Below are 25,037 nucleotides of genomic sequence, written 5' to 3' on the forward strand. Positions count from 1 at the left end.
TGTTTTGCGGCGACTGTCGCTAAGCAGTTCAAACAAATCGAATCAGATGATCCATCCATCTTCGGGCGATGGGGATGTGTAGCAGAGGCTTGGTCGGCCATGATGATCTCCCTTACAAGAAGGTTTCTGGTATTTGGTTGTCAGATGAGTAAATTCCGAGATGAGTTGCCCGGCCCACTTGGAACTCACGGCCAGAGTCGACTTGCAGCTGTTTCCTCAAAGAATGCAATTTTGTTTCAGCGCTCTTTTTGAGCTGGATTGGACTTTTGGGCCTCCGCCTTCAGCTGATCGTTGATGGTGGCAAGGCGTTCGTTTATAACGGCGATTGACTCGGCCCAGGTCTTGAAGGTATCGGTGGTGTAACCAGCATCGAAGGTTCGGGGTGCGGCTCTTTCGCGGAGTGTCTTCGCTTGGCCTCTTCGAGCCTTTGCTGAAAGTACGCAAGCCGTTGTTTCAGATCTTCTTCGCTCATGCCAGCCCTTAGTATATTCGATGCAGATCCGAAGTTGGCGGCGGTATGGGGGCCTCCATCCACTGGAATACATCGAGCAGGCTAAAACCGCGCAGCGACCGATTATTCTTCCTGGTGCCTTATGCGATGAAGGATTGCCCACCCTGCCCGCAAAGTTTGAAATTCTCTCACTTCATTTTTCTTGGAACGATCAAATGCGGAAGCCAAATTAGGGTTGGCGCGAGTGATAGCTCGATGGGAGGTACAAACTTCAGGCGACGAAGACGAAGAGGATCCTGGCGACAGCCTTGTCCCGTGGAAGATGTCTATTGAAAACTACCGCCGGCTACGTTTTACAACGTCGAGCCCTCAGGCGCAGGCGCTGGCTACGATGTGGTTTGGAATAGAGATCTCCACCTCCGTGCCGGCTCCGTACCTGCTCCATATGCTGAGTTGTGCGCCGATCCTTCTGGCTCGCACCCGCATCCCCGACAGTCCCCATTGGGAGTCTTTTACCGAGCGCACCGCGAGTCGATCCATTCCGCGCCCGTTGTCGCGGACAATGAGGCGCAATCCGCGGGGCGAGTACTCCACCTCGGCTTCTATGCGTGTCGCTTGAGAGTGTTGCAACGCGTTAGCCAGTGCCTCTCTCCCAATCAAAGTGACCTGCTCGAGGATCGCTGGTTCTAAAGACTGCGGCTTTCCGGTGACCCAGATCTGACAGCGTGCCCCAGCGGTTGAGAAGTTGTCGAGGAATCCGGAGAGAGATTGTTCGATAGTTGGAGAGGTGGACCCCGGATTGCGAAGCTTCGGCAAGATGGTGCGGCCTTCGTCAAGAATCCGCTGAGCCAGACGTAGAACTCCGCCGAGCGAACGGCCGGGCAAATCGGCGCGCATCTTTTTCAAGGGCGAGTTCATGCTTCGGGAGGAGACGGCTTCGGTGGTGATCCCGGTGATGGTTTGCTCAATGCTTTGGCTCATTGCTTATACCCCTTGCCAGTTTCAATCCACTCCCGGACGTACGATGGGCAATTTTTCAGCATGATCCCTTGAGCCTCACTTGTGGTCAGGAAGTGGATGGCTTCCCGGTCCACCAGCCTCACGTCTACTAGATCAAGCGCTATGGCTGCTGATTTGGCTTGAGTCTCGACTTCGAGGAGTTTTTGCAACTCAGGTAGATGCCCTTCCTCGATTCGGCCACTGAGAGCGAAGGTCACAAATCCCTTGCCGTCGAATCTTCGAATCTTGAACATTTGGCGGGTGGAAGTGCAACTGCAGGGCCATTTCCAAGTTACTGATAGTAAGAGGAATGGATGAGGTCTGGATTCACGGATTTCGTGAATCCGCTAATTTCGCGAATTTTGTGGGAGACCCGCACTAGTTCGACTTGAAGCGGTGTTTGTTTATGCTAAGCGTCTTAATCTTGGACTCGAGGGTTGATGGAGGAACGCCAAGTCTGGCTGCTGCGCCTGACGGGCCCGACACACGGCCCTGCGCTTCGGCGAGCGCGGCTTCGATTGCCTTCTTCTCCTCGGAAGGCGCGATTTTGAGAAGAGTGGGGCCCGTTCGATCCGGTTGCTCAACTCCTCCGGAGAGCCAACTTTCATCTACGGTGAAGATTTCGGATTCACCAAGAATCACGGATCGCTCAACTACATTTTGAAGCTCGCGAATGTTGCCTGGCCAGGAGTACTGCCGAAGCCGATCGAGCGTCGATTTCTCGATCCTTCGAATCTTCTTGCCTGTCTTGGCCGAGTAGCGATCAATGAAATATTCGACCAGGAGAGGGATGTCTTCTCTTCGCTGTCGAAGAGATGGCATGTCGATGGGAAATACGTTGAAGCGATAGTAGAGATCGCCGCGGAATGTTCCAGCGTCAATCGACGCCTGGAGGTCGCGATTGGTCGCAGCAATCACGCGCACGTTCGCACGAATCACCTTGGATCCCCCGACTCGCTCAAACTCGCGTTCCTGCAGAACACGCAGCAAGGCGATCTGGGTCTCGGGCGGAAGCTCTCCAATTTCGTCGAGAAAGAGCGTACCTCCGTCCGCTAACTCGAAGCGCCCGAGTCGGCGTTCCATGGCGCCGGTGAACGCGCCCTTCTCATGGCCGAACAGTTCCGACGAGATCAGCGAGGTAGGGATGGCGGCACAGTTGACACTGACGAAGGCGCGGGCAGCGCGCTGGGATCGCTTATGAATCGCACGGGCGATCAACTCCTTGCCGGTTCCTGTTTCGCCGGTGATCAACACGGTGGAGTCAGTTGGAGCGACTTTGATGGCGCGGGCCAGGACGGCGCGCAAAGCAGGTGACTCGCCCACGATCTCTTCAAACATTGAGGTTTGAACGATCTCTTCGCGCAGGGCGATGTTCTCTTTGTAGAGCTGATCCTTGAGCGTTTGTATCTCTCGAAAGGCCGTCTCCAGGGCGGCTCTCGCCTTGTGCTGTTCGGTTACATCCATCGCCGTGCCGACGTACTCGGAGAAGTTGCCGGATTTGTCGAAGACAGGATGGCCTACAGAGTGGACGTACCTCGTTTCTCCGTCGGGAAGAACGACTCGGTACTCGAGGTCGAGATCCGGCTGTTGATGAGTGATTGCGCTTTCGAAGGCTTGGCTGTAATTTTCCTGGTCGTCTGGATGGATGCGCTGAAAGAACTTGTGGTGCGGGGGAACGCCTTCTGTTGGATCAAAGCCCATCAACCGAAAGTTCTCTTGCGACCAGTGAATACCGCGTCTTGTGGCTACGTCATAGGCCCAACTTCCCGTCCGGGTTAATCTCTGCGCGTCGGCTAAGTAACCTTCACTTCGTCGCAGGGCGTCCTGTGCTCGCCTGGCCTCCGTGACGTCGGTGACAGCCCCGACGATTTGCAAACCCTCCGGTTCGTCGCCTCTTACACGCGCGACTACGCGAACGTATTTTATCGAGCCGTCGTTGGAAATCAACCGATGCTCGATATCGAAGTCGCCCACGTCAGAGGCTTGTTCGAAGACGTGTTGAAGACGTTCGCGGTCCTCCGGGTGGGTTCGCTGAATCACCAGATCGACCGATGGGGTTGTCCCAGGTTCGCATTCAAAGATCCGGTATGTCTCCGCGGACCAAAAGACTTCTCTGGTGAACACGTTCCATCCGAAACTGCCCGTGCGGCTTAAGCGTTGCGCCTGGGCCAAAAATGTCTCGCTGCGACTTAGAGCTTTCTCGGTCCGCTTGCGTTCGGCTCTCCCGTCGGCTTCACGGAGGGCGCGAAGCACGGACGGCGCCAACCTCGACAGCCTGGTCTTGAGAATATAGTCTGTGGCGCCGATCTTCAGCGCTTCAATGGCCACCTCTTCCCCGAGCATTCCAGAGACAAAGAGGAATGGCACCTCCGGGCAGATGCTCGTTGCGAGCTTTAAGGCTGAAAGGCCGTCAAAGGACGGGAGCTTGTAGTCCGCCAGAATTAGATCAACCGCGTCTTGCTCCAGCGAGCTGCGAAACGTAGTTTGAGTGTCGACCCGTGTGACTACGCAGTCGATGCCTTCTGTCTCGAGTGCGGCCTGAATCAGTTCGGTGTCGTTAGGATCGTCCTCAAGGGAGAGAATCCGCAGGCGGTGGCTCGTGTTCACTTATTCACGCTCGCTGGCGGGGAACATTGATGACCGCCCAGAAGGCACCGAGTTCTTTGATGGCGTTGACGAACTGATGAAAATCGACTGGCTTTACGACGTAGGCGTTCACTCCTAGTTTGTAGCTTGTCACCAGATCCTTTTCCTCCTTCGAGGAGGTGAGCACGACGACAGGAATAAACTTTAAGTTCTCATCAGATTTGATTTGCTTCAACACCTCTAATCCATCGATTTTGGGCAGTTTCAGATCCAGCAGTATGACGGCGGGGTTATCGGAGGAACGTGTTGTGAATTTGCCACGGCAATAAAGGTAGTCCAGGGCTTCTTCGCCGTCTCGAGCGACAACGACTTCATTGGCGAGGTTGTAGTCTTCGAGTGCGGTCAACGTCAACTCGACGTCGTTGGAGTCGTCCTCCACCATCAAAATGCGTCCGAGTCTTTCCATAGCTATGTCCTGATATTAGATTTTGGGAACTGAAAAATAGAAGGTTGCGCCTTGATCGACGACGCCCTCGGCCCGCACCTTGCCTCCATGGCGATGGATGATGCGCTGAACGGTAGCGAGTCCTATACCAGTCCCTTCGAACGCGTCGGCATGATGGAGACGTTGGAAGACTCCAAAAAGTTTGTCCACATATTTCATATCAAAACCCGCACCGTTGTCTTTGACGAATATCACTACCTCATCTTTGTTTTCATCGGCACATCCGATCTCGATCTCGGCCTTCGGTTGAGCGCGCGTGAACTTCACCGCGTTGGAAAGGAGGTTAATGAGAACAAGCCTGAGCATGGAACTGTCTCCCTGACAGATTGGGAGTGTATCGATTCTCCAGACGATATTGCGACCATTGGCCTCCGGCCGTATCTCACTGAGAGCTTCCTTCACCAATTGCTCCAAATTTACCTGGGTTTTTTGGGTTTCGACGCGGCCTATTCGCGAAAACGACAACAAATCGTCGATGAGGTTACCCATTCGCTTTGCGGCCTCCAGAATCATCCGCATGTACCGAAGCCCCTTGTCGTCCAACGAGGCAGATGAGTTTTTATGAAGTAACTCCGCATATCCGACCATATGGCGGAGAGGTGCCCGCAGATCGTGCGAGACAGAGTAGGCAAAGGCCTCCAATTCCCTGTTGCTGGTTTGCAGAGCCGTAGATCGCTTTTCGAGTTCCGCATTGAGGCTACGAATCTCTTCTTCTCGACGTTTACGGTCTGTGATGTCGTTATTCGTTTCCAGAATGGCTACAGGTTGATCGTTCACATTGCGCCGCAACGACCAACGGCTCGCCACCACAACCTGGGTTCCATCGGATTTTAAGTGTCTGAGTTCGCCTTCCCAGCGCCCTGTTTCCAGCAGCTCCGCACCGATCTCGTCGCCTGGTGTCGTGAAGACGGTATGCAGGAGATCGTTCGAACGTTTTCCAATCGCCTCGTAAGGCGCCCAGCCATACAGTTCTTCGGCTCCCCGGTTCCAGTACGTGATGACATCGCTCATGTCGCGGACGAAGATCGTGTCATGGGTGAGATTCAGCAGGCTGGCCTGTTGGGTTCGCTCAATTACTTCCGCCTGAAGTTTGTCACGAGTTTGAAGGAGCTGATCCTCAATTCGATGTCTTACGGCACTGAAACGGATAATCAACACGGCAAAGGAGATCAGAATTAATATTGCCGGAATGTCAGCGGGAGTTATGGAAAAAGCATAAAGAGGCGGAGCGAAGAAGTAATCGAAACAGATGCTCGAGAGGACGATCGACAGCACAGATGGTCCTATCCCTCGATACCATGCGGTGAGAGCGATCGCGAAGAGAAAAGCGGAAGTTCCACGTCGTGAAACTTATAGTGTTGGAGTAGAAGGCCGGGCAGGAGGGCGAGGATAACGGAAACCGCCGCAAAGCCGTAGCGCTGGATGACCGGCAGAAATTTATGCGAAGGAGAGTGCCATTGCGCCATCAGCTTGCCTCGCCTCTATCGTTTGCGGAATCGTCGCACAAGTATAACGCCCCTATTTCCGAACTCCTGCTTGATGGATCAAGGGTTTCGCTGACCGAGCGGAGCGCTTCGTTGGACACGGGCGGCAAGGACAATCGATGAGAAAGGAGGGGAAGCCAGAGTGCTGCAGATTTTCCAGGTAAGTCATCGATGGTCTGGATGGGGTGGACCGAACATTTGGCAGTTCCGCCTTGTCGAAACGATCGCCTTCATAGGGTTAATGGATCCAGGCGCCATACAGGAGAGGAACAAGGCCACCCATCCCCTTTCGAAGTCTAACCATCGAGGTTGAATCGCTGACGTGGGTTTATTTACATCGACCAAGGGAGCCTCGTGTGAAGCAACCAAACGGCGCGGTTCAAAATAGAACCTTCACGGAAAATTGAATTTGTCTTGAGGTTCCGGGGGTTTTACTGATTACGCCGAAGCCCGAGCCTTTGATGGTGTTGGCTGGCAAGCCCATGTCCACAATGTTGAACAGGTTAAAGAACTCTGACCGAAACTCCACGTCGAATAGCTCGGACCCGCCCGTACGCCTTCCGACCGGGGTGTCTTTGATAAGCGAGAAATCGAAGTCATAATAGGCGGGTCCGCGAAAAGTATTTCTGCCGAGAGATCCGAAGAATCCTTGATTCGGCCCGGTGCCGCCTGGTTCATTGATTGGAATTGAAAAGAAATTTGCGTTGTTTGTCCCCTGGCCAAAGTAATCTTCGCGAACCTTTCTGGCAGTAGAAAGTTGCGGCTTGCCAATCTGGTTTGGTCGATCGACTCCGTTCGAACCTGCGCCTGTCTGCTGTACGCCGGAGTAAATGGTGAAGGGCAGGCCGCTGCTGATCGTGGAGATGCTCAATAACTCCCACCCGGCTGTAACTTTTCGGTTGATCGGTTGCAGCAGCTCAATCTTTTCCAACTGCAGATCCTGCGCGAGACTCATGGTGAATCCATGGGTAACGTCGAAGCTCGACGGACCCTTTTCCGCGTGGGTATTAAATGGATTTTGTGGGTACGGGATGGATACGGCACCGGTAGTGTTTCCGTTCGCCCCGACACCGCTCGTGTCATCGATGGACTTTGCCCATGTGTAGCTTAGCTGAATGCCGGGTCCCCCTTGAAAGGCGGTACCTGTAAGCGATGTTTGCAACGAATGATAGCTGGAGTGTGCGTTGTTGGTGATGAGCTGTTCTGTGCCGAAGCCGCCGATCGCGTTACCTGAACTGTCAAACTGGGTGAAAGGGGCGAAGCCCGGACTGGCGCCGGAGTAGCTGTTGGGAAAGCTGATGCGTGGCAGCTTGACCGACGCGGTGCCGACATAGGCCGCATCAGCAGTAAGCTTGCCGAACTGACGTTCGGCGCCGAGGGTCCAGGTTTGTAGATAACCATTACCAAAGCGGCGGTCGATTCCTGTCAGGTTTAAAGGCGTGAACTGAGCGCCTGGCGAGAGCGCGCCGAGATCTCTCTGGTAACGCTCGATGTCGAGAACAGTGTTCGATGGGACACTTTTTGTGTTGCCGCTGGCGAAGACGTTCTGCCCCGCGGGAGTGTAGAAGGTGGGCAGCTGCGCCGAAGTGATCTGGAAGCCATAAAGAATTGGCGCTCCTACAGCGGCAGTGACGTGGGGATAAATCACGAAGGGGACTGCGCCGGTGAGAAAATTGTCTTGCCAGATGTTGGGCGCAATTGTTGTGATGCCGCCACCGGCGTGGAGGTGAAGAGTGTTTGTGACCTTCCAGTCAACTTGAACCCGTGGTGCAATACCGCCCCAGTCGAACCGATATCCGGGCTGCGGGTTGACAACATATTGCTGCTGCGCCCCGTTCATGAGAAAGCCCGAAGTGCGGTGGGCACGCTCGGTGATGGGCGAGTAGATCTCGTAGCGAACTCCGTAATCGAGGACAATCCGGTCGGAGATCTTGAAGGTGTCCTGGGCATAGATCGCTCCGCCGTTGCGCGAGATTGCTGCAGGACCGATGTGAGCTCCGCCGGAGACGTAGGGTGGTGCGACCGCTGTCGTGTAGACAAAAGCGCTTCCCGCGAGCAACGCGCTGAGGGTATCTGGCAGTGGGTCGCCGATACGAATGTTATGGGCGCCGCTCTGCGAGGTGATGTTTACCGGGGAGTAGGCTGTTCCTCCGCCGAAGTCGTACTCGCCGTTGGGGCTGATGCCGAAGTAGGTGGTATCGCGATTGGCGCGGAATTCTCCACCGGCCTTGATGAGGTGGCGACCAATGGTGATGACGAAGTTCTGCCTTGCTTCGAAGAGATTTCCATAGGCGGACATAATTGAGCCGGCAGCCGAGTTGAAAGCTTCGAAGAGGCCGTCGTTGAACTTGACCGCAGGATCGACATGGTTTGGCGTGGGAAATTGGGGTGTCGTTCGAGTTGCGCTAAGGGAGCTCTCGAAGGAGAAGCGCGGGGAGACTGTCTGGTTGTAGGTAATGACTCCGTTGCGCTGGTGATCGACGTAGACAACACCGAAGCTGGGATCGATGGCGGTCTGGTCGGGGTTGGTGGTGGGGCCGAAGAGATTGTTGAAGTTGAATCTTGCAGTGAGGTGTTTGCTGGGAGAGAGTACCTGGTCAATGCGGGCCGAGAACTGGTTTGCGTTTGTGACTACTTTTGAAGACGCCGCGTAGGTGTTGGCACCGTAAGAGCCCGTAGGATTATTCGGCAATGGATAGCGAGAGAGGATCTTCGCAATCGCAGGGGTTGGCGTGATAACGAGCGTATCGCCTGGAAAGGCCGTGGTGTCGACGCCCATGCGCTCCGAAGCAGTCGGTACCGGAAGGACTTGTGTTGTTCCGAGTACCTGGCGGAAGCCTTGATATTGCCCGAAGTAAAACGTCTTTCCGCTCCCATCGTAGAGGTGAGGCAGGATGACCGGGCCGCCATTTGTGAAGCCAAATTCATTGCGTCGGAACGGTGGAATTCGACCGGGTTCGGCGATCGAGGGATGATCGAAGTAGTTGCGGGCATCGAGCGCAGAGTTGCGGAGGAACTCGAAGATTGAACCGTGAAAGCCACTGCTTCCGGAACGTGTCGTGATGTTGGTGAAGCCAGCGGCTCCTCGGCCGATCTCGGCGGGCATCCAGCCTGAGGTAGATTGGATCTCCTGGACGGCATCCACGTTGAAGTTACTGAAGGTTGCGCCACCCATCTCCGGGTCGCTGGTGTCTGCGCCGTCCATGGCGAAGACTGCCTCGACGCCACGTTGTCCGTTGATGGCGAACTGCTGGGTGAAGTTCGTCTGGCCATTGGCGTCAGTCATGGTGCCAGCCGCGAGGAGCAGTAACTGGCTGAAGTCGCGTTTGTTCAATGGAATTGCACTGACGGTTTGACTAGATAGCTTCTCTCCACCAGTCTTTGCAGCTTGCTCCGAACGAAATGCAACCGCGACGGTGCCATCAGCGGCGAGGGTTAAGACAGCTCGGGGCGAATCCGCTTTGAGGCTGAGTGACTCCACAGAGTGATGAACGACTCCGTCAACGGTTACATCGAGCTTATAGTCGTTTGGGGATAAATTGGGAAACTGAAAACTGCCGTCTGCCAAGGTATTGGACTTGAATTCGCCTTCTTTAGCGACGAGGCGGATAGTTGCGTCCTTCATCGAGGCACCGTTTTGATTCTGTAGCGTCCCACCCCAATGTCGAGTAGCCAGCTCCTGGGCGCAGAGCAAGGAAGATACGAAAAGCACGACGAGAGCAACCAGAATGGAACGCATGAGTCGCCATTATATTGTGACGCACATAGGATTGGCCTAGAGTCGGTATCCGCGCACATCTTCTCCAACGCAAAACCTGGTAGCCCTAACTACGTTTTCCATCAGACATGCGACGGTAACGGGTCCGACTCCTCTGGGCACAGGCGTTAAAAAAGCTGCCACATGTTTGACGTCGTCGAAATCGACATCTCCGATCAGATTGCCGTTCTTGTCGACTCGGGTGCCTACATCGATCACTGTGGAACCATTGCGAAGAACATCTGCTTTCAATTGATATCGAGAGCTGCCGACACAGGTAATGACGATATCTGCCGCTCTCGTCAGGTCGTCATGCGTCTCCTTTGGAGTGAAACGGTGGCACCATGAGACCGTTGCGTTTCCCATGCGTCCTCCCAACATGTGGTGGATCGGCTTACCGGTGATGTCATTCCTGCCCACGACGACGACCCGCTTGCCGATCGTTTCGACCCCGTAGAACGTTAGTATTCGACTCACAGCGAGGGCTGTAGAAGGTAGGAACGTCAGGCGCTCAAGCTGCCCTCGATAGAGCTCTGCTGTCGAATGGCGAGACACACCATCGACGTCTTTAAATTGATGTATGCGGTCGAAGATATCGAATTTGCCTCTTGCGGCACCGGTGGCGCTTTCGATGTGAGTTGGAAGCGGTAAGCCAATCATGATTCCATGAACCGACTTGTCCTCGCCTAAAACACTCACCAGGTCTTCTACCTCCGCCACAGTGACGGATGACTCAAAGGTGTGGGGCCGTACATCGATGCCAATCTTGGAGAAGCTCTTTATTTTGTTTTGCAAATAGACTTCGGAGGAAGCATCTGTTCCGACCTGGATGACCCTCAATTGCGGGACAACGTCGTAGTTTTCTTTCAGATACGCAACATCCGCTACTACCTTTGTTACGATGGCGTCCGCCACCGGTTTACCGATCATTGGAGTTGCTGTCATTTGTATTGTCCTCAGACAGTTTACAGTCTGGTTGCGGGGATTATTGAACCAGTGTCGAGCCGGGAGACCATGCTGTTGGCTGGTGGAGCGGCAAGACTGGGATACTTTTTTGATGGAGGGGTTTGTGCGTTTTCGCTGGGGGTTTTACGGAAATTGGGTGTTTTGACGTGGTGTTTTGGTGGTGAAGTTGTGGTGGTTTGCGTGGTGGATGTGGTGTTTTGACAGTCACTTTTTGAGGGACGAACGATGTGACAGGGATCTGGGGTTTATCTTTGGGGCTTCCCGTGTTGGAGAGGGTAGACGCGTTTTGGTATGGTGATGCGACCGGGCTCCGAGCACAGTTCCTGTCTGTGGAGGCGTTGATGAAGAAGGTTGATGTGACTAATGCGGTTACATCCGTGCCGGGGCTGCCGGCCAGTCCTTTCGGAGCGACCGGGTCGCCGTCTATCGCGGTGCCAGCCGGGAGACACCTGGTGGTAGAGACCTTGAGTCTGCAGTTGGATGTGACTCCGCCGGGGAGTCAGCTCGAGGCTTTCGTGAACTATACCTGTGGGGGTATAACGTTAGTTTGTTTGTTCCGCTGACCTTTGCCTATGTTCAGAGCTCTAATGGCTACGATTTTTATGATGCTCTGCAGGCGGTGCGTTTTTACGCTGACCCGGGAACGTCTATAGTCGTCACGGGATACAGCCCGAGTGGGTTGACGGGTACGTTGTTCGTAACCGTGTCGGGTTACTTGATCTGATTCAGAGTTTGATCCTCATGAATTGGGATCAGCAGCCCGATGGCCGCGTGGTTACATCTTGACGGATTCGACGGTGAGGGAGTCTCCTTGGCGGTGCCTTCGACTGTGACGTCGTGTCCGGCATGGGGGACGAGGGTGTCGGGGTTGGTGATCTTGTAGACCTTGTCGCCGACGACGAGGACGGGGGCGGAGCCTCCCTTGATGCACTTGGCGGCGCATTCGGCGCTGTTCCTGGTGCCTTTGTTGGCGCACATGGTGTCGGAGACAAAGCCCTTGAAGGACTCGGCGTATGCGCCTGCGGTGGTAAAGGCGAGTGCGAGGGTGGTGAGAGCTACAAGCTTTTTCACGAGAGACCTCCAAAGTTTGTGGTAGCGGAGATTATAGACCCTGCCTCGGAGGGGAAGAGTTGGCAGGGGTATGGAGGCCTCTGTCGGCGAATTTGTTCGAGAGTTTGCTGAACGGTGTGTTGTGAGGTTGGAGCCTGAGGGAAGGTTGATGCTTATAACAACTGAAGGTCGGGAGATGAAGTTGGTTTGGTTTGCTGCGGCGTCTTGTGCCGAGTGGGCATGGGGTGCTGGCAGTTTACATCCCACCCTTCACAAAAAACGCGAAGGATGGGGCACCCGCTGAGTGTGAGGCTCCCTCAATGGAGGGGTTTCTATTTGAGGTCGAAGATGGCGGCTGTTTGTGGAGGGAGGTGAAGGGTGAGGGTGGTTGGGGTCAGTGTTGCTTCGGAGGATCCGTAGAGGATGTTGGCGTGTTGAGCGCCTTCGAGTGCGGTGTCGTCTATGTTGACGATGGTGTCGGAGGGCTGGGCGGCTTTGTTTACGGCGACGAGAATGCGCTGGTCGGGCTGAGTGGGGGTGTGAAGGGTGCGGACGTAGACGAGAACGTTCTGGTCGGCGTGGAGGAGTTGTTCGTCTCCTGTCTGTAGGGCGGGATGAGAGTGGCGGAGGGCGAGTAGAGTCTGAAGTGTGGTGAAGGATTGTTGCTGCTCGGGAGTGCGGGAGGCTGTGGTGAACGCATCGTTCTGAGTCGGGGTGAAGCCGCCGGGGAAGTCGCGGCGGTTATCGGGATCTTCGCCGCCGCGCATGGCGATCTCGTCGCCGGAGTAAATCTCGGGCATGCCGCGCATGGTGGTGAGGATGGCGAAGGCGAGCTCGAGAGTGTGCGGCGTTGTCGCGGGGTCGCTGAGGAAGCGAGCGGTATCGTGATTGCCCACGAAAGGGACGAGGCGCTCGGGGTGAGGATAAAGATTGTCGAGACGAAGGACGTCGGCCAGCTTCGTCATGGGTGCGTCTTTAAGAAAGACGTCGCGTAGAGCGGAGTAGGAGGGGAAGTCGAAGGGTGTGTCGAGACCGGTATCGATGCCGGCGCGGGTGACGCCGCCGGCGAAGGTGGAGGTGATTGTGGGATCGCTGTTGAAGACTTCGCCGACGGTAGTGAGGTGCGGATAGAGCGCATGAAGCTGGGCGTGGAAGCTTTGCCAGAAGGGACGAGCGACGTAGGGAAAGGTGTCGATACGGAGACCGTCGAGGCCGGCCTGCTCGATCCACCAGATGGAGTTCTGGATGAGGTAGCGGGCTACAGCGGGGTCCTCCTGATTGAGGTCAGGAAGCGTGTTGGCGAACCAGCCTTCGGTGACGTTGTGCTGGTCGCGCCAGGGAGCGTGGGGGTTGGTGAGGGGTGCGAAGTCGCCCTGGGCGATGGTGTGATGCTCGAGAGTGCCGTGGAACCAGGTAGTGTCGGGGCTGTCGCGAACCCAGGGGTGGTTGGGGCCGATGTGGTTGGGAACGGTGTCGAAGACGAGCTTCATGTGGCGTGCATGGAGAGCGGAGGCGAGATCTTTGAGATCGTCGAGGGTGCCGAAGTGATCGTCGACGGCGTACATGTCCGTGGCGCCGTAGCCGTGATAGCTCTGGCTATCGTGATTCTGGTAGACGGGAGTGATCCAGACTGTAGTGATGCCGAGCTGCTGAAGGTAGTCGAGATGCTGGGTGACGCCGCGAAGATCTCCGCCATGCCAGCCGCGGGGTTTGGCGAGTTCGGCGGCGTGGTCGGGGCCGTCGTTGGTGGGATCTCCGTCGGCAAAGCGGTCGATCATGATGAGGTACATGACATCTTTGGAGGAGAAACCGGCAACGCTGTCGGAGGAGTTGTGGCGAGGTGAGAAGGAATAACCGCTCGAGGTTTGACCGTTTGGTGTGCGGACGTTGATCTGGATTGTTTGAGAGTGCGCAGGTGAGGCAGAGAGCCAGAGTTGCGCGTAGTGGCCGTTGGCTGAGATGACGACTTTGTTGATGTGCAGCGCTGGGTCGCTCAGGGTGAACTGCGCGGCGGTGAGGTTTTCGCCTTTGACGAGAAGCATGGGCGCAGGCATGGTGGCCCACCAGTTGGGGGATCGATCTTCTCGATGCGAGGAGATTGGGCGAACGCCGACACTGTGAGTAGAAGAGCTATAAGAATTCGTCGCATGGTCGAGATCTCAAGAGGCAAGAGTGATGGCGGCTGTGTCTGCCGTGAAGAGCAGCGGCACCATGAGACTGGCTCGATGATGCCGCCCGAAGTTGCTACGGGTTAGAAGTTGATGTGAGCGGCGAGCTCAAGCTGGCGTTCGGTGTTGAGGCGAATGCTGTTGATGCTGCCAAAGCCGTTATTTGCGCCGGTGGAGTTTGCGCCGGTGGTGAAGAGAGTGGTGGAATTGCCTACGGGGGCACCATCGTTGATGTTGGTGTCGGGGTTATTGAACTGCGGCGTATTGAAGAGGTTGTAGGCCTGAGCGCGGAACTCGGCGTTGACCCGTTCGGTGATGCGGAAGCCCTTGAAGAGACCGAGATCTAAGGTCTTGTATGCGGGACCTGAGAAGGCATTTCGCTGCAGGTTTCCAGGCCGGGTGAAGACGCTGGAAGAGTTAACCGGCGGGAGTCCAAAGACACCAGTGAAAAAGGTACGGTTGTTGGAGTTGGTGGTACTGCCTACGACCTGTCGCGACACCTTGCTAAAGCTAATGAGGTCCGGCCGGTTGTCGATGACGGTGCCCGGGACGCCGTTGGTGCTGAAGTCAATCGGAGTGCCGGTGTCGAGGGTGACGATGGTGTTGAGTTGCCATCCGCCAGCGACCTCGTCGAGCGCGTGACTCAGGTTTGAGCCGAACGTCTTGCCTCGGCCGACGGGTAGCGAGTAGACGGCGCTGGCGACGAAGACGTTACGCTGATCCTGGTCGGAGTTGCCGTAGTTGGCAGGCAGATCGACTCCCTGCTGGGTGATGAAGATGCGTCCGCTGGAACTTGCGCCAGCGCCTGAACTGAAGGCGCCGTTTGAGTTGTCGCGGGAGTGAGACCAGGTGTAGGCGACCGTTGCGAGGAAGCTGGAGCCAACGTGGCGGTCAAGGTAGATCTGTAAGCCGTCATACTTCGAGGAACCGCCGGCCAGACCCTCGGTGATGGTGCCTCGGTTGGGGAAGAGGCCCTTCGAGGTGCCGTCGAGGACAGGCGAATTAGCGTTGTACCAAGTCATGAGGTGATCGGATTTGTTGCCGACGTACGCAATGTTGAGCGAGGTCGCGTGATCGAGTTGCTGCTGGACTTGCAGGTTGTATTGCGTCACCGAACCGTTCTGATTGTTCTTTGGCACTGCAATGACGGTGGCGTTCGACAGGTTGATGGAGTTGATTGCGCCTGGTCCGAAGGCAGGGATGGGAAGAGCTGCGGTTGCGGTGGATGCGTCGTTCGGAGTGGTTGGACTTTGACCTGTGAAGGTGATGCGATAGCCGTTGGTCGCGGTGTACTGATTGACTCCGTTGAAACCGGGCTGATTGGAGAGCTGGTTGCCGACGCCGCCACGGTCGAGGTAGTAGAAGATTCCGTAGCCGCCTCGGAGAGAGGTCTTGCCGTTGCCGTAGAGATCGTAGGCAAAGCCGATGCGCGGTGCGAAGTTGTTCTTGTCTGTATTAATAAGCGAGCGTGAGTTTCCGTTGACGCCTGCAACCTGAAGGGATGCAGTGGCAAAGTCATAGTTCGCCTGGTTGTTGTTCTGCTCGTAAGGGTAGGTGTAGAGATCGTAGCGAATGCCGAGGTTGAGAGTAAGCCTGCGAGTCGCCTTCCAGTCGTCCTGAACGAAGTAGCCGGTCTCGTAGTTGAAGGTTTTGAAGAAGGTGCTGGCTGCACCGATCTCATAGTCGGAGAAGCCAGCGAGGATCTCGGAGGTTTCGTATCCGGTGAAGCGTCCGGTTCCGGGGAAGTTCACGCCGCCCAGGACGAAGTAGCCCTTGGAGTCATTTCCTGGAAGAAGTCAACCTCGCGGCGCAGGATATTGGCGCCGGCTTTCATAGTGTGTTTGCCGCGGGTGTAGGTGACGCTGTCGAGAAATTGGAAGGTCTTCTCGGGGACGGAGTAAGGACCGCCGTCGCCGGTGTACTCGATCTGCGTGTTGCTGCCGCCGATAAGAGCGCCGCCTCCCAGAAGCGGGTTACGGTTTGCATTGACGATGCCGAGATTGGCGGAGATGGGTGTGCCCTGGTCCGGGTTGATGTACGCGAACTCCGGACGGATGTAGCCGAAGCGGAATTCGTTGACGAGATTTGAGGTAAAGATGCGGGTATATCCGGCCGCTCCGCCGCGTGGGTGGTTTACGTTGGCGCCGGAGGCAAAGCCCGCAGGAAGGTTGGTAAAGAGGCTGTTGACGTTCAAGTTGTCCTGGCCGTAGCTGTAACGGACGAAGACGGAATCCTTCTGAGAGATGTGATAGTCGAGACGCACGTCGAAGTCGTTGAAGTTTTGAATCGCTTTACGCACTGCGAAGTAGTTATTCAGGATGCCGCCCCGCGTTGGCGCGTCGAAGGCGTTCAGGTATTTGAGACCAGCGGAGTTGATGCGATTTTGCGGGATGATATTTCCGGCGAAGGGCTGGCACGTTGTTGGATCGTAGATGGCTCCGACTACAAGCGTCGCGTTTTTGGCTGGCGCGGGGCAACCGGTTGCCGGGGAGAAGGTCCCGGGATTGCTGGTGACGTTTTGACCGAGCAGCTCGGAGAAATTACCTTGACGCATCAGTGGAGTGGGTACGGTGTAGAAGCCGGTATCCTTTGGCTGTTTCTGACGAAGCGCCTGGTAGTCGCCGAAGATGAAGATCTTGTCCTTCCAGAGGGGACCACCAGCGGCGACGCCGAACTGTTTGCGCTGAAAGGCTGGCGCTGGATTGCCTGGATTGAAGTAGAGGGGTTGGCATCGAAGATCTGATCGCGGAAGTAGCCGAAGGCCGAGCCGTGGATACTGTTGGTTCCGGATTTGACGGAGTTCTGGAGGATGGCACCGCCGGCGCGGCCAAATTCTGCTGGGGCGACGGATGTGGTGACGCGGAACTCCTGGATGGCTTCGGGCGGAGTGAAGAAGACGATGGAATTTACGAGAGATTCGTTGTTGTCGACTCCGTCGAGGATGAAGTTGTTGGACTGCTGACGGAGTCCATTGACCGCGAGGGCGCCACCACCGGAGTCTGAATAGCGGAAGGTTTCGACGTTGCCGTTGCGCCCGCTGGCGTCGGAGTTGAAGGCTCCGCGGGTTACGCCTGGGATCAGATTGGCGAGACTGGTAAAGTTGCGGCCGTTGAGGGGAAGATCGGTGACCTGCTTGCCCTCAATGACAGCCCCGGTGGACGAGGTGGAGACATCGACGACTGGAGCGGCATCGGTTACCTCAACTGTTTCGTTAGAGGAGCCGACCGTCAGTTTGAACTCGATGGTCTGGACCTGGGAGACCTGAAGAGCGAAGGACTGATTGACGCTCTGGAATCCGGCGTGGCTAGCTTCGACGCGGTAGTTGCCGCGAGGGACGGCGGAGAAGGTGAAATTTCCGTCGTTCCCGGCGGTGACGGCGAGAGTGATGCCTGTATCAGTATTAATGAGTTTGAGCGTGGTCCCCGGGATAACGGCACCGGAGGGGTCAGTGACAATACCAGTGACTCGACCGGTGTCTGTCTGAGCTCGCAGGCTTAGGACTGGGATGAAGAGCATGCAGAGGAGTAGGGGCAATAGTTTGCCGGCGAGTGTCTGCCGATGTCGGTTGAGATCAGTGTGCATGGTGAAGCCTCCAAAGGTGCAACCCTGAATGGTGAATCGCATGGCTATTCAGGGTTGCGGGAAAACAATCGCAATTTATTTGTGTTCCTCGCCATCGCCTGCTCATCCATTTTCGATAAAACTTTGATCACCTGTTAAGGTGTTCATCTTTTGAGACTTCCCGCGGTGCTATCAACAGGTAAGGCGAGCCGACGAGGTCGATTTCAGCGTGATAAAGTTTCACTACAAGGTATTTGGTTATGCTGTCTCACCCTGAAATCGCCTCCAGGTTCGGATTCGGAGTTTATGAGGCTGATCTTCAGACCGGCGAGTTATGGAAGGCGGGTCGAAAGATCAAGCTTCAAAGCCAGCCTTTCAAGGTTCTGGCCGCACTGCTAGAGAGGGCTGGCGAAGTTGTCACCCGGGAAGAGTTGCAGATTCGGGTGTGGGGCAAGAACATAGTGGTCGACTTTGATCACTCTCTTGGCACTGCGATTAACAAGATCCGGGACGCGTTAGGAGATACAGCAGACAACCCGCGATTTGTGGAAACGCTGGCAAAGCGGGGTTACCGGTTCATCGCGCCTGTCCGGGTTCTGGCTTCGACGATCAAAGCGACTGAGTCGATGAACCGTGAGTTCAGTTCGGAGTCGGGCTCGGCCCAAGTAGTGTTGGAAGGGCAGACCGGGACTTCTTCTCAAATTGAAATCTCGTCCCTTCCCAACGAACTTGATCTAATGCGCCGGCGTCGCAGGGCGTTTGGATTTGGGCTATGGATTGCAGTATTTCTCCCGGCGGGAGTCCTGGCGGGTTTGGCTGGGTTTAATTATGGCTCTCGAAGCTCGGGACCTCTGCCGCGTATCGAGCGCCTGACGCGGACCGGACGGATTGCGCCCGGAGTGCAGGCCATGGAGAGTCTTCCGGCCTCGGCGACGGATGGGCTACGCATCTATATACCGGTGATTTCAGGAGGCAGGTCCGTCCTGGCGCAGGTTGATGTGCGCACCGGGGCGGTTGAGAACCTTCCGCTGCCAAGCGAGATTTCTTCCGCTACGCTCGGAGATCTGTCTCCCGATGGCTCCATGCTACTGCTCAGAAATCATCTGTCGCCGGAGTCGGAGCAGTCCTTATGGACGGTGCCGGTTGGTGGAGGCAGTGCGCTGCGGGTCGCGAATGTCTTGGCTCACGATGCCACATGGATGCCTGACGGCAAGAGCATACTCTACGCCACAGGAAACCAGTTGTTGATCAGCAGGCCGCAAGATGGCACCTCTTCCCTGTTCGCTAAACTGCCTGAACGCGCATTCTGGTTGCGCTGGTCCCCTGACGGGAAACTTCTGAGATTCACGCTCCTCGATCCAATAAAACACACGTTGGGTCTTTGGGAGGCGTCGAGCGATGGTAAGTCGGTTCGTCCAATTCTTGGCAATTGGACCAGGCCTTCGTCGGAATGCTGCGGAATATGGACCGGCGATGGGAAGTACTTTGTCTTTCAATCGGATCGTGGTGGAAGCAGCGATCTTTGGCGACTTGATGGAAAGAGTATTGGCGAACCGAAACGAGTGACGAATGGGCCGATGAGTTTTGTTGGGCCTGTGACCTCGCGGATCGGGCATCGGATCTTCTTTCTGGGGCTCGAGACCGAGTCCCTTCTTCAGCGTTACGACGCCAGCCGGCACGAATTTATAGCAATGCCGGGATTCCTCGCGGAAGCAAACAGGGTTGAGTATTCGCGCGATCGGCAGTGGGTCATCTGGACCGATGCATCCGGGAGGCTATGGAGGGCGAAGGCAGATGGATCGGAGTTGATTCAGATAACGCCAGACTCTTTGCAGGTCTTTCTCGCGCATTGGTCGCCCGATGGGAAAAGACTCGCGCTCATGGCGAAGGAGTCCGGTAAAGCATGGCAGATCTATTTGGTGCCTGCGGATGGTGGGTCTCCCGAAAGACTACTTCGAGAGAACCGTAATGCGGCGGACCCATCCTGGTCTGCGGATGGGCAACAGATCGCCTTTGGGCGCGTCACCGATATTATGGGAAAAGAGGATGGCCCACGGGCGATTCAGATATTCGATCTGCGTACTCACACGTTGTCGACGGTTCCTGGATCCGAGGGATGGTTCAGTCCTCGATGGTCGCCAGACGGACGTTATATTGCCGCAGTCTCGCTGGATCAACGTAAGCTTTCGCTCTTTGATACCGTGCTGCAGACCTGGCGGACGATCGCCGAGACTACAGTCGCGGACCCAGTTTGGTCGTCAGATAGTAAAGCGATCTTCTTTCATGCATCATCGGCCGAGATGCAGCCGATCTACCGTGCGTCGATTCCGAATGGTCGACTCGAGCAGATTGCCAATCTATCGAACTTCCACGGAGGAGATACGGAAGATTATTTCTTCTGCGGCTTGACACTGGAGAGCGTGCCGATCGTGCGATCAAGAATTCGTACGGGTAATCTTTATACACTTGATCTTGATGGCCCCTAGAAGTCACGAATACTTCGTCATCGAATAGGGATCTGCACCGGCATTTTTTGATTTTGAAAGTGCGTCCTCGTCATCGCTATCGACAGCTATACACCATTTTTGACACAACGAAATCCGAGATGGTTTGTCCCGGTACTAACTTCGCCTTTGCCTCGTGTCCCGACCATATAGCGCGAGCAATATTGATCTGTGCAAAGAAACGAACCTCCTCGATGGACCTTCTTGGGTTCGCCGGGTTCAGCTGGATCGAAAGAGCGATCAGGGCCTTGCGGATTGCGCGTGACCTTACCGGATGCAGCCAACTGGCGATAGTAATCCGGGCTATACCAGTCACTGGTCCACTGCCAGACGTTCCCCGCCATGTCATAGAGGCCATATCCGTTCGGAGCAAAGGCGGCAACGGGGGCGAGGCCGACATGGCCATCCTCTCCGGTGTCCGAGATGGGAAAATGTCCCTGGTAGGTGTTTGCCATCCACTTTCCTTTGGGACGAAACTCATCGCCCCAGACAAAGGGCTTACCCGCGAGTCCACCGCGAGCGGCAAACTCCCATTCCGCCTCGGTGGGTAGTCGCTGTCCGGCCCATTTTGCATAGGCTTCCGCATCCTCGTAGGCCACCTGAACTACAGGATAGTTGTCCTTATCTTTAATATTGCTCTTCGGACCAGTCGGGTGCCGCCAGTCAGCTCCATGTACGAAACTCCACCACTGGAAGTGATCGTTCAACGGCACGGGATGATCGGGTGGGGAGAAGACCACAGACCCCGCGACTAAATTTTCCGGAGGAGCTCCGGGAAAGTCCTCTGCGCGAGGCGTGCGCTCTGCCACAGTCACGTAACCGGTGGCATGAACGAACTTTGCGAACTCGGCGTTCGTGACGTCAGTCTTGTCGATGTAGAAGCCGTCCACATAGACCTGATGGATTGGCCGTGAATCGCGTGTGGCCTGCATGCCTACCTCATCCCTATCAGGCGCATCCGCCGCACCCATCGAAAACTCACCTCCCGGAATCCAGGCCATGCCCACGGGCGCGAGATGAGGAGCGGGTGTTCCGTTGACGACCGACGGATGGAACTGCGGAAGCAGTACGGGCGCTGGTTGTTCAACCGCTGTACTTGCGTGAGCCTGCGATGGGGCTGACTTGTTACATGCTGTCAGAAGCAGCGAGAGCGAGAAAGCCAGACTCAAGTTCAGCGTGTTGAAAAACTTTCGCTTAATCACCTCTGCACTCCATGCTCGCCGGATTCGATGATGCGAGATTCGAACTTCCAACGCTTGCATCAACTTCGAGGTCGCCCTAGGTGTCAATGAATATACGCCGCAAGTTTACTGAATCTTGAGGGGCCTGTTTTATATATTGGTGCAGCCCCGCAATCTAATCGCTGGGCTGCAGTAACTGTTGAGGCATCAGGAAGGCCTGCCTGCGCAACACACCTTTGCAGAGTAACCCTGCGCCCAAAATTTCGCTTTCATCGTCTCTAATATGATTTTGGCGAATGGTTCGAGACTTTTCATCAGCCCCCGAGCGATTCATCGAACGATTCAGCTCCCAGTTTGCTACTCAGCGACGCTGAGCGCGGCCATCTAGGCAATGTACTCGCGATGACGGGATGGCGAGTTCGTGGAAAAGATGTTGCCCTCAGGGAGTCGATCTGATTCGCTGGCGTCCATCTCGAATGGCAGAAGCGTCGATCATCTTCTTCTCGTGAAACTCCTTTCTAGCATTTCGCATGGACCGATCGGGTATTCCTAGAGATTCACCTAGAACGCTTATACAGAAAACTAATGATTTCGTTCATTGCTCTACGATGGTCCAACTGGAGTCGGGATCAAACTCGCTCATAGCGCTCGCTGCCTCCGTTGTCGTCTTTCCCAGATCCTTTTGAAGGAGAACGCCATCCTGGTTGATGATGAAAGTCATCACTCCGGAGTTGCCATAAGTCGCAGGGTAGGCTACGAATGCGAATCCACCAGTCATCTTCCCATCGACCGCATACTCCTTGGCTCCGCCTGGCGCATTTGCGGTTTGGCCCTTCAGCATGCGGAAGTAGTATCCGTGAAACGCCGTGTGCCCCTGCGGATTCGCGCTATACCCGTCCGAGGCTGCGGCCGCCGCGAGGGGTCCAAGTGGGCTCGCGGGCTGTCCATCTGCAGATTTCCAGTACAGGCCGTTTTGCTTGTTCGGATCACTGATGAACTTCGCCGCGTACTCCTTCGCCTTTTCTCCGTCGTGAGGATGAGCGAAGTACTCTGCTTGCGCATCCGCTGCCGCTTCACAGACATCAATGATTGCCAGTTCATTCCTGCCGATGCGGCGGTTCAGCACCTCTTCCTTGCCTGCCGCGGTATCGAAGAACCACTTCCCGTCGGTATTCTTCTTCAGCGGAATGGGGAATGGAAAGTTGTCGGCTCCCACCAGCAGGATTTCCGAACCGTCTGGCATACTGCGCCAGCGGTGCATCTGCCCGTATCCGTCTACGAACTGGTCGACCGTGTGTTTATCCTGCACTGCGTCTCCAGAGTTGATCAACTCTTTGGAGTCCGGGCCGAAGATTGTCATCAGTACGTTTGGATCTCCGGACTTCGCCGCAGTCAGCAGTGCGTTGCCAGCGTCGTCCGGCGAAGCAAAGACATTCAATGAAGACACACTCGTTGAAGGCTTCTCAGCTTCTTTGCACGCGACCAAGGGAAGGAGGACGGCGAGAAGCAGAAGCTGTAGTGTAAACAGGAGTCTGTGGCGTGTGAGCGACATTTCATCCTCCAGGATTGGGTTCGTTTCGTGCCGCGTTGTTGATGTCACCTTCGACCTCCCCATCCGCCACCCCCGCCGCGGCTGGCTGAACCGCGAGCGCTTTGCTGTCGGGATTCCCATCCGCTACCGCCTCCTCCAAAAGCGGACGATCCGCCGCTCCTTTCCTGTCCTCCGTAGCCGCGAGAGGCAGCGGAGTTGGCCCCTGAGTAGCTCGAAGTGTTATGGCTGGTGCCTTGTGTCTGATTCCAGCCGCTTCCCGTGTTTTTATAGACGTTCCCGTTCGCCGCCGCGTACTTATTGCCATTTGCCGCTTGTCCGGCAGCCACATTGTTGCCGTAAGCGCCAGATGCGGCGACACCTCTGCCGCCGGCGGAAGTCTGTACAGATCCCACGGAACCGGTCGCCGTGGTTTGGTGCTGCGTGTATGCGGTATTGCCGTTCTTGGAAACGACTGAGCTGCCGTAGCTTCCGTAAGCGTTCGACGCTTGATGGGTTGCGGCGTATGCTCCCGTGTTTGGGTTGTATGCCTGGCCGACCTTCTGGGTGCCGTAAGCAGTCGTGGTTGAGGCGCCTCGAGCATAGGTGCCAGTCGAAGGATTGTACGCAGTGCCTGCTCTCGCGACTCCGTTTGGTCCGTAAGCCGTCGCGCCGGAGCCGTAGTAGCCGCCATGCCATGCGCTGTTTCCGTAGTAGCCACTGCTGTGATAAACAACCGTGCCACCGTGCCAGTTACAGTTCCAATAGCTGTAGCCCCAACTGTTATTGTTTATAGCTGCGCCGACTGCTATCCCAATTCCAAATGCAAGCACCGCGGTAGTCACCACCGCTGCGGTACTGTATCCCGGCGTCACATAGGGCGTGCCATAAACCACAGTCGGGTTATATGTCGGCACGTACACCACTTGCGGGTTGGTGGGTTGAATCACGATCACTTGAGGCGATTGTTGCACCACGGTAATCTGTGACCCCGATTTCAAATTTCCGGCCGCCTTTGCTTTGGCGCGTAGAACTTGAACTGCAGACATGACGTCGGTCGGCTGTGTATGGTAGGCCTCTCCTAACGACGAGGTCCAGCTGAGATTCTTCGCAAGATTGTCGAGCACCGAGGGGAACTGGGTGAGTGCCTTCACGCTGGGATCCCAGGGCTGCGCATCGACCGCTTTTGCCAGAGCTGAGCCAACGAGGTTTTTATTTTGCTGAAGCCATCCGCCAGCGGCAGCGATCTGGTCCGGAAATGTGGCAGCCCCCATGATCTGGGCGACCAGCGCGTCCGGATACAGTGCGATGGGCGCAACTAACTGTTGCAACTCGTCTGCAGAGAGAGGCGCGCCCTGTCCCGAATATCCCGCCGGCGCCGGCTGCTGGCCTGCAGCCTCACCCGGTATCGCCGGGAAGATAAGCAGAAGAGAGAGTGTCAGTGCCAGAAGCTGTTTGAAGAAAGCGTTAGTCATTTTGTTCTCCGTCCGAGAAAAGCGTCGCGCCTTCTCTTAATGTGATCAGCATGAGGGGCACCTAGAACTTCTTCAAGGCAACGGGTGGGCCGCTAACACGCTTTGCGAAGATGTCGACATTGACCTCGACGCGATCAGCGATTTTGATGAATGGAATTCCGCTATTCATGCCATATTGCTTGCGGTCGAAGGCCATCGTTCCCTTGATACTACCGGAGCCTGTCCCGACGCCGCTGACGGTTAGGCTTAAGGTTTCGGGTTTGGAGACACCGCGTATGGTGAAGGTTCCGGGTACGTCGAACGTCGTTGGACCGGTCTGAACAATCTTGGTTGATTTAAATGTGATCAAAGGATTTTGATTGACGTCGAAGAAGTCTTTGCTTTTGAGCTTGTCGTCCTTCATTCCACTTCCGCTATCGACGGAAGCGGCTTGAATCTCGATATCCAAGGAGCCGGACGTCACATCGGTCGATGTAAAAGTAAGAGCCGCATTCCATTTCTTGAAGTCGCCTGCCAGAGCAACCGAAGACTTCACATAGAACTTGACTGTGCTCTGTTGCGGCGTGACTTTGAAAACGGGGACTTGTGCCTGGCTAAACGGAACTAGCGAGGCGGCTAAGATGCCGAGGAGTGCCAGATATTTCGTCTTCATAATTGAACTTCCTTTCTGGTGACTTGCGGGTGTAAGTTTCGTCGCGGTGCGCAGCAGAGAATGGCAACTATGCGCGTTGGAGTTATCAACTGTCGCCAGGATCTTCCAAGAGACTAACCATTTATGCTCACCTGATTCCTCCCATTCATCATCAAAGTTGCGTGCGGCCG

20 protein-coding genes are annotated in these 25,037 nt (G+C 55.7%); 3 read left to right on the top strand and 17 right to left on the bottom strand.

The window, feature by feature from the left end:
* Window positions 1–820: 820 nt before the first annotated feature.
* The 8 genes from RBB80_RS02415 to RBB80_RS02450 all read right to left on the bottom strand — a co-directional run bounded on the left by RBB80_RS02415 (window position 821) and on the right by RBB80_RS02450 (window position 10,727).
* Window positions 821–1,432 carry a sensor histidine kinase gene (locus tag RBB80_RS02415; protein WP_433966745.1) on the bottom strand — a complete coding sequence of 204 codons (612 nt, stop codon included), beginning with the start codon at window positions 1,430–1,432 and terminating at the stop codon, window positions 821–823.
* Window positions 1,429–1,668 (bottom strand): hypothetical protein, encoded by a 240-nt coding sequence (locus tag RBB80_RS02420; RefSeq protein ID WP_433966746.1) that lies wholly within the window; start codon window positions 1,666–1,668, stop codon window positions 1,429–1,431. The genes RBB80_RS02415 and RBB80_RS02420 overlap by 4 nt, the downstream gene beginning before the upstream one ends.
* A 160-nt stretch (window positions 1,669–1,828) precedes the next feature.
* Window positions 1,829–4,057 carry a sigma 54-interacting transcriptional regulator gene (locus RBB80_RS02425; protein ID WP_433966747.1) on the bottom strand — a complete coding sequence of 743 codons (2,229 nt, stop codon included), beginning with the start codon at window positions 4,055–4,057 and terminating at the stop codon, window positions 1,829–1,831.
* Between the two features lie 4 nt (window positions 4,058–4,061).
* Entirely contained in the window at window positions 4,062–4,502 is a 441-nt protein-coding gene (locus RBB80_RS02430; RefSeq protein ID WP_433966748.1) for a response regulator, read from the bottom strand.
* A 15-nt stretch (window positions 4,503–4,517) separates the two neighbouring features.
* On the bottom strand, window positions 4,518–5,816 hold the full coding sequence (locus tag RBB80_RS02435) for an ATP-binding protein (RefSeq protein WP_433966749.1): 1,299 nt from the start codon (window positions 5,814–5,816) through the stop codon (window positions 4,518–4,520).
* 8 nt (window positions 5,817–5,824) lie between these two features.
* On the bottom strand, window positions 5,825–6,007 hold the full coding sequence (locus RBB80_RS02440) for a hypothetical protein (protein ID WP_433966750.1): 183 nt from the start codon (window positions 6,005–6,007) through the stop codon (window positions 5,825–5,827).
* Window positions 6,008–6,404: 397 nt separating this feature from the next.
* Window positions 6,405–9,764 carry a hypothetical protein gene (locus RBB80_RS02445; RefSeq protein WP_433966751.1) on the bottom strand — a complete coding sequence of 1,120 codons (3,360 nt, stop codon included), beginning with the start codon at window positions 9,762–9,764 and terminating at the stop codon, window positions 6,405–6,407.
* Window positions 9,765–9,800: 36 nt separating this feature from the next.
* Window positions 9,801–10,727 (bottom strand): bifunctional 5,10-methylenetetrahydrofolate dehydrogenase/5,10-methenyltetrahydrofolate cyclohydrolase, encoded by a 927-nt coding sequence (locus RBB80_RS02450; protein ID WP_433966752.1) that lies wholly within the window; start codon window positions 10,725–10,727, stop codon window positions 9,801–9,803.
* A gap of 69 nt (window positions 10,728–10,796) precedes the next feature.
* On the opposite strand from RBB80_RS02450, the gene RBB80_RS02455 reads away from it, so the two are divergent.
* Both RBB80_RS02455 and RBB80_RS02460 read left to right on the top strand, forming a co-directional pair.
* Window positions 10,797–10,949 carry a hypothetical protein gene (locus RBB80_RS02455; protein WP_433966753.1) on the top strand — a complete coding sequence of 51 codons (153 nt, stop codon included), beginning with the start codon at window positions 10,797–10,799 and terminating at the stop codon, window positions 10,947–10,949.
* A gap of 140 nt (window positions 10,950–11,089) precedes the next feature.
* Complete coding sequence (locus RBB80_RS02460) at window positions 11,090–11,311, top strand: hypothetical protein (RefSeq protein WP_433966754.1); 222 nt, start codon at window positions 11,090–11,092, stop codon at window positions 11,309–11,311.
* Between the two features lie 148 nt (window positions 11,312–11,459).
* On the opposite strand, the gene RBB80_RS02465 is transcribed toward RBB80_RS02460, so the two are convergent.
* From RBB80_RS02465 to RBB80_RS02485, 5 genes are all read right to left on the bottom strand, one after another.
* Window positions 11,460–11,819: a hypothetical protein gene (locus RBB80_RS02465; RefSeq protein WP_433966755.1), complete on the bottom strand. Its 360-nt coding sequence runs from the start codon at window positions 11,817–11,819 to the stop codon at window positions 11,460–11,462.
* Between the two features lie 311 nt (window positions 11,820–12,130).
* Window positions 12,131–13,852, bottom strand: coding sequence for an alpha-amylase family glycosyl hydrolase (locus tag RBB80_RS02470; RefSeq protein WP_433966756.1), 1,722 nt, complete (start codon window positions 13,850–13,852; stop codon window positions 12,131–12,133).
* Window positions 13,853–14,049: 197 nt separating this feature from the next.
* Window positions 14,050–15,717: a hypothetical protein gene (locus tag RBB80_RS02475; protein ID WP_433966757.1), complete on the bottom strand. Its 1,668-nt coding sequence runs from the start codon at window positions 15,715–15,717 to the stop codon at window positions 14,050–14,052.
* On the bottom strand, window positions 15,714–16,520 hold the full coding sequence (locus RBB80_RS02480; RefSeq protein ID WP_433966758.1) for a hypothetical protein: 807 nt from the start codon (window positions 16,518–16,520) through the stop codon (window positions 15,714–15,716). Before RBB80_RS02480 ends, RBB80_RS02475 begins: the two co-directional genes overlap by 4 nt.
* Window positions 16,520–17,548, bottom strand: coding sequence for a carboxypeptidase regulatory-like domain-containing protein (locus RBB80_RS02485; RefSeq protein ID WP_433966759.1), 1,029 nt, complete (start codon window positions 17,546–17,548; stop codon window positions 16,520–16,522). Before RBB80_RS02485 ends, RBB80_RS02480 begins: the two co-directional genes overlap by 1 nt.
* Before the next feature lie 239 nt (window positions 17,549–17,787).
* On the opposite strand from RBB80_RS02485, the gene RBB80_RS02490 reads away from it, so the two are divergent.
* Entirely contained in the window at window positions 17,788–20,013 is a 2,226-nt protein-coding gene (locus tag RBB80_RS02490) for a winged helix-turn-helix domain-containing protein (RefSeq protein ID WP_433966760.1), read from the top strand.
* An 86-nt stretch (window positions 20,014–20,099) separates the two neighbouring features.
* On the opposite strand, the gene RBB80_RS02495 is transcribed toward RBB80_RS02490, so the two are convergent.
* The 4 genes from RBB80_RS02495 to RBB80_RS02510 all read right to left on the bottom strand — a co-directional run bounded on the left by RBB80_RS02495 (window position 20,100) and on the right by RBB80_RS02510 (window position 24,867).
* Complete coding sequence (locus RBB80_RS02495) at window positions 20,100–21,233, bottom strand: formylglycine-generating enzyme family protein (RefSeq protein WP_433966761.1); 1,134 nt, start codon at window positions 21,231–21,233, stop codon at window positions 20,100–20,102.
* A gap of 574 nt (window positions 21,234–21,807) precedes the next feature.
* Entirely contained in the window at window positions 21,808–22,764 is a 957-nt protein-coding gene (locus RBB80_RS02500; RefSeq protein WP_433966762.1) for a DUF2950 domain-containing protein, read from the bottom strand.
* 44 nt (window positions 22,765–22,808) lie between these two features.
* Complete coding sequence (locus RBB80_RS02505; protein WP_433966763.1) at window positions 22,809–24,215, bottom strand: DUF3300 domain-containing protein; 1,407 nt, start codon at window positions 24,213–24,215, stop codon at window positions 22,809–22,811.
* A gap of 61 nt (window positions 24,216–24,276) precedes the next feature.
* Entirely contained in the window at window positions 24,277–24,867 is a 591-nt protein-coding gene (locus RBB80_RS02510; RefSeq protein ID WP_433966764.1) for a YceI family protein, read from the bottom strand.
* Window positions 24,868–25,037 lie beyond the last annotated feature (170 nt).

Source organism: Tunturiibacter gelidiferens, from assembly GCF_051013345.1.
Classification (GTDB): Bacteria; Acidobacteriota; Terriglobia; order Terriglobales; family Acidobacteriaceae; genus Edaphobacter; species Edaphobacter gelidiferens_A.

What these genes read in the sequence shown, in the direction of transcription:
- RBB80_RS02500 (WP_433966762.1), bottom strand. Translation starts at nt 22,764, where the DNA reads ATGTCGCTCACACGCCACAGACTCCTGTTTACACTACAGCTTCTGCTT.
- RBB80_RS02450 (WP_433966752.1), bottom strand. Translation starts at nt 10,727, where the DNA reads ATGACAGCAACTCCAATGATCGGTAAACCGGTGGCGGACGCCATCGTA.
- RBB80_RS02460 (WP_433966754.1), top strand. Translation starts at nt 11,090, where the DNA reads ATGAAGAAGGTTGATGTGACTAATGCGGTTACATCCGTGCCGGGGCTG.
- RBB80_RS02480 (WP_433966758.1), bottom strand. Translation starts at nt 16,520, where the DNA reads ATGCGTCAAGGTAATTTCTCCGAGCTGCTCGGTCAAAACGTCACCAGC.
- RBB80_RS02430 (WP_433966748.1), bottom strand. Translation starts at nt 4,502, where the DNA reads ATGGAAAGACTCGGACGCATTTTGATGGTGGAGGACGACTCCAACGAC.
- RBB80_RS02490 (WP_433966760.1), top strand. Translation starts at nt 17,788, where the DNA reads ATGCTGTCTCACCCTGAAATCGCCTCCAGGTTCGGATTCGGAGTTTAT.
- RBB80_RS02445 (WP_433966751.1), bottom strand. Translation starts at nt 9,764, where the DNA reads ATGCGTTCCATTCTGGTTGCTCTCGTCGTGCTTTTCGTATCTTCCTTG.
- RBB80_RS02440 (WP_433966750.1), bottom strand. Translation starts at nt 6,007, where the DNA reads ATGGCGCAATGGCACTCTCCTTCGCATAAATTTCTGCCGGTCATCCAG.
- RBB80_RS02455 (WP_433966753.1), top strand. Translation starts at nt 10,797, where the DNA reads ATGCTGTTGGCTGGTGGAGCGGCAAGACTGGGATACTTTTTTGATGGA.
- RBB80_RS02470 (WP_433966756.1), bottom strand. Translation starts at nt 13,852, where the DNA reads ATGCCTGCGCCCATGCTTCTCGTCAAAGGCGAAAACCTCACCGCCGCG.
- RBB80_RS02485 (WP_433966759.1), bottom strand. Translation starts at nt 17,548, where the DNA reads ATGCACACTGATCTCAACCGACATCGGCAGACACTCGCCGGCAAACTA.
- RBB80_RS02510 (WP_433966764.1), bottom strand. Translation starts at nt 24,867, where the DNA reads ATGAAGACGAAATATCTGGCACTCCTCGGCATCTTAGCCGCCTCGCTA.
- RBB80_RS02415 (WP_433966745.1), bottom strand. Translation starts at nt 1,432, where the DNA reads ATGAGCCAAAGCATTGAGCAAACCATCACCGGGATCACCACCGAAGCC.
- RBB80_RS02505 (WP_433966763.1), bottom strand. Translation starts at nt 24,215, where the DNA reads ATGACTAACGCTTTCTTCAAACAGCTTCTGGCACTGACACTCTCTCTT.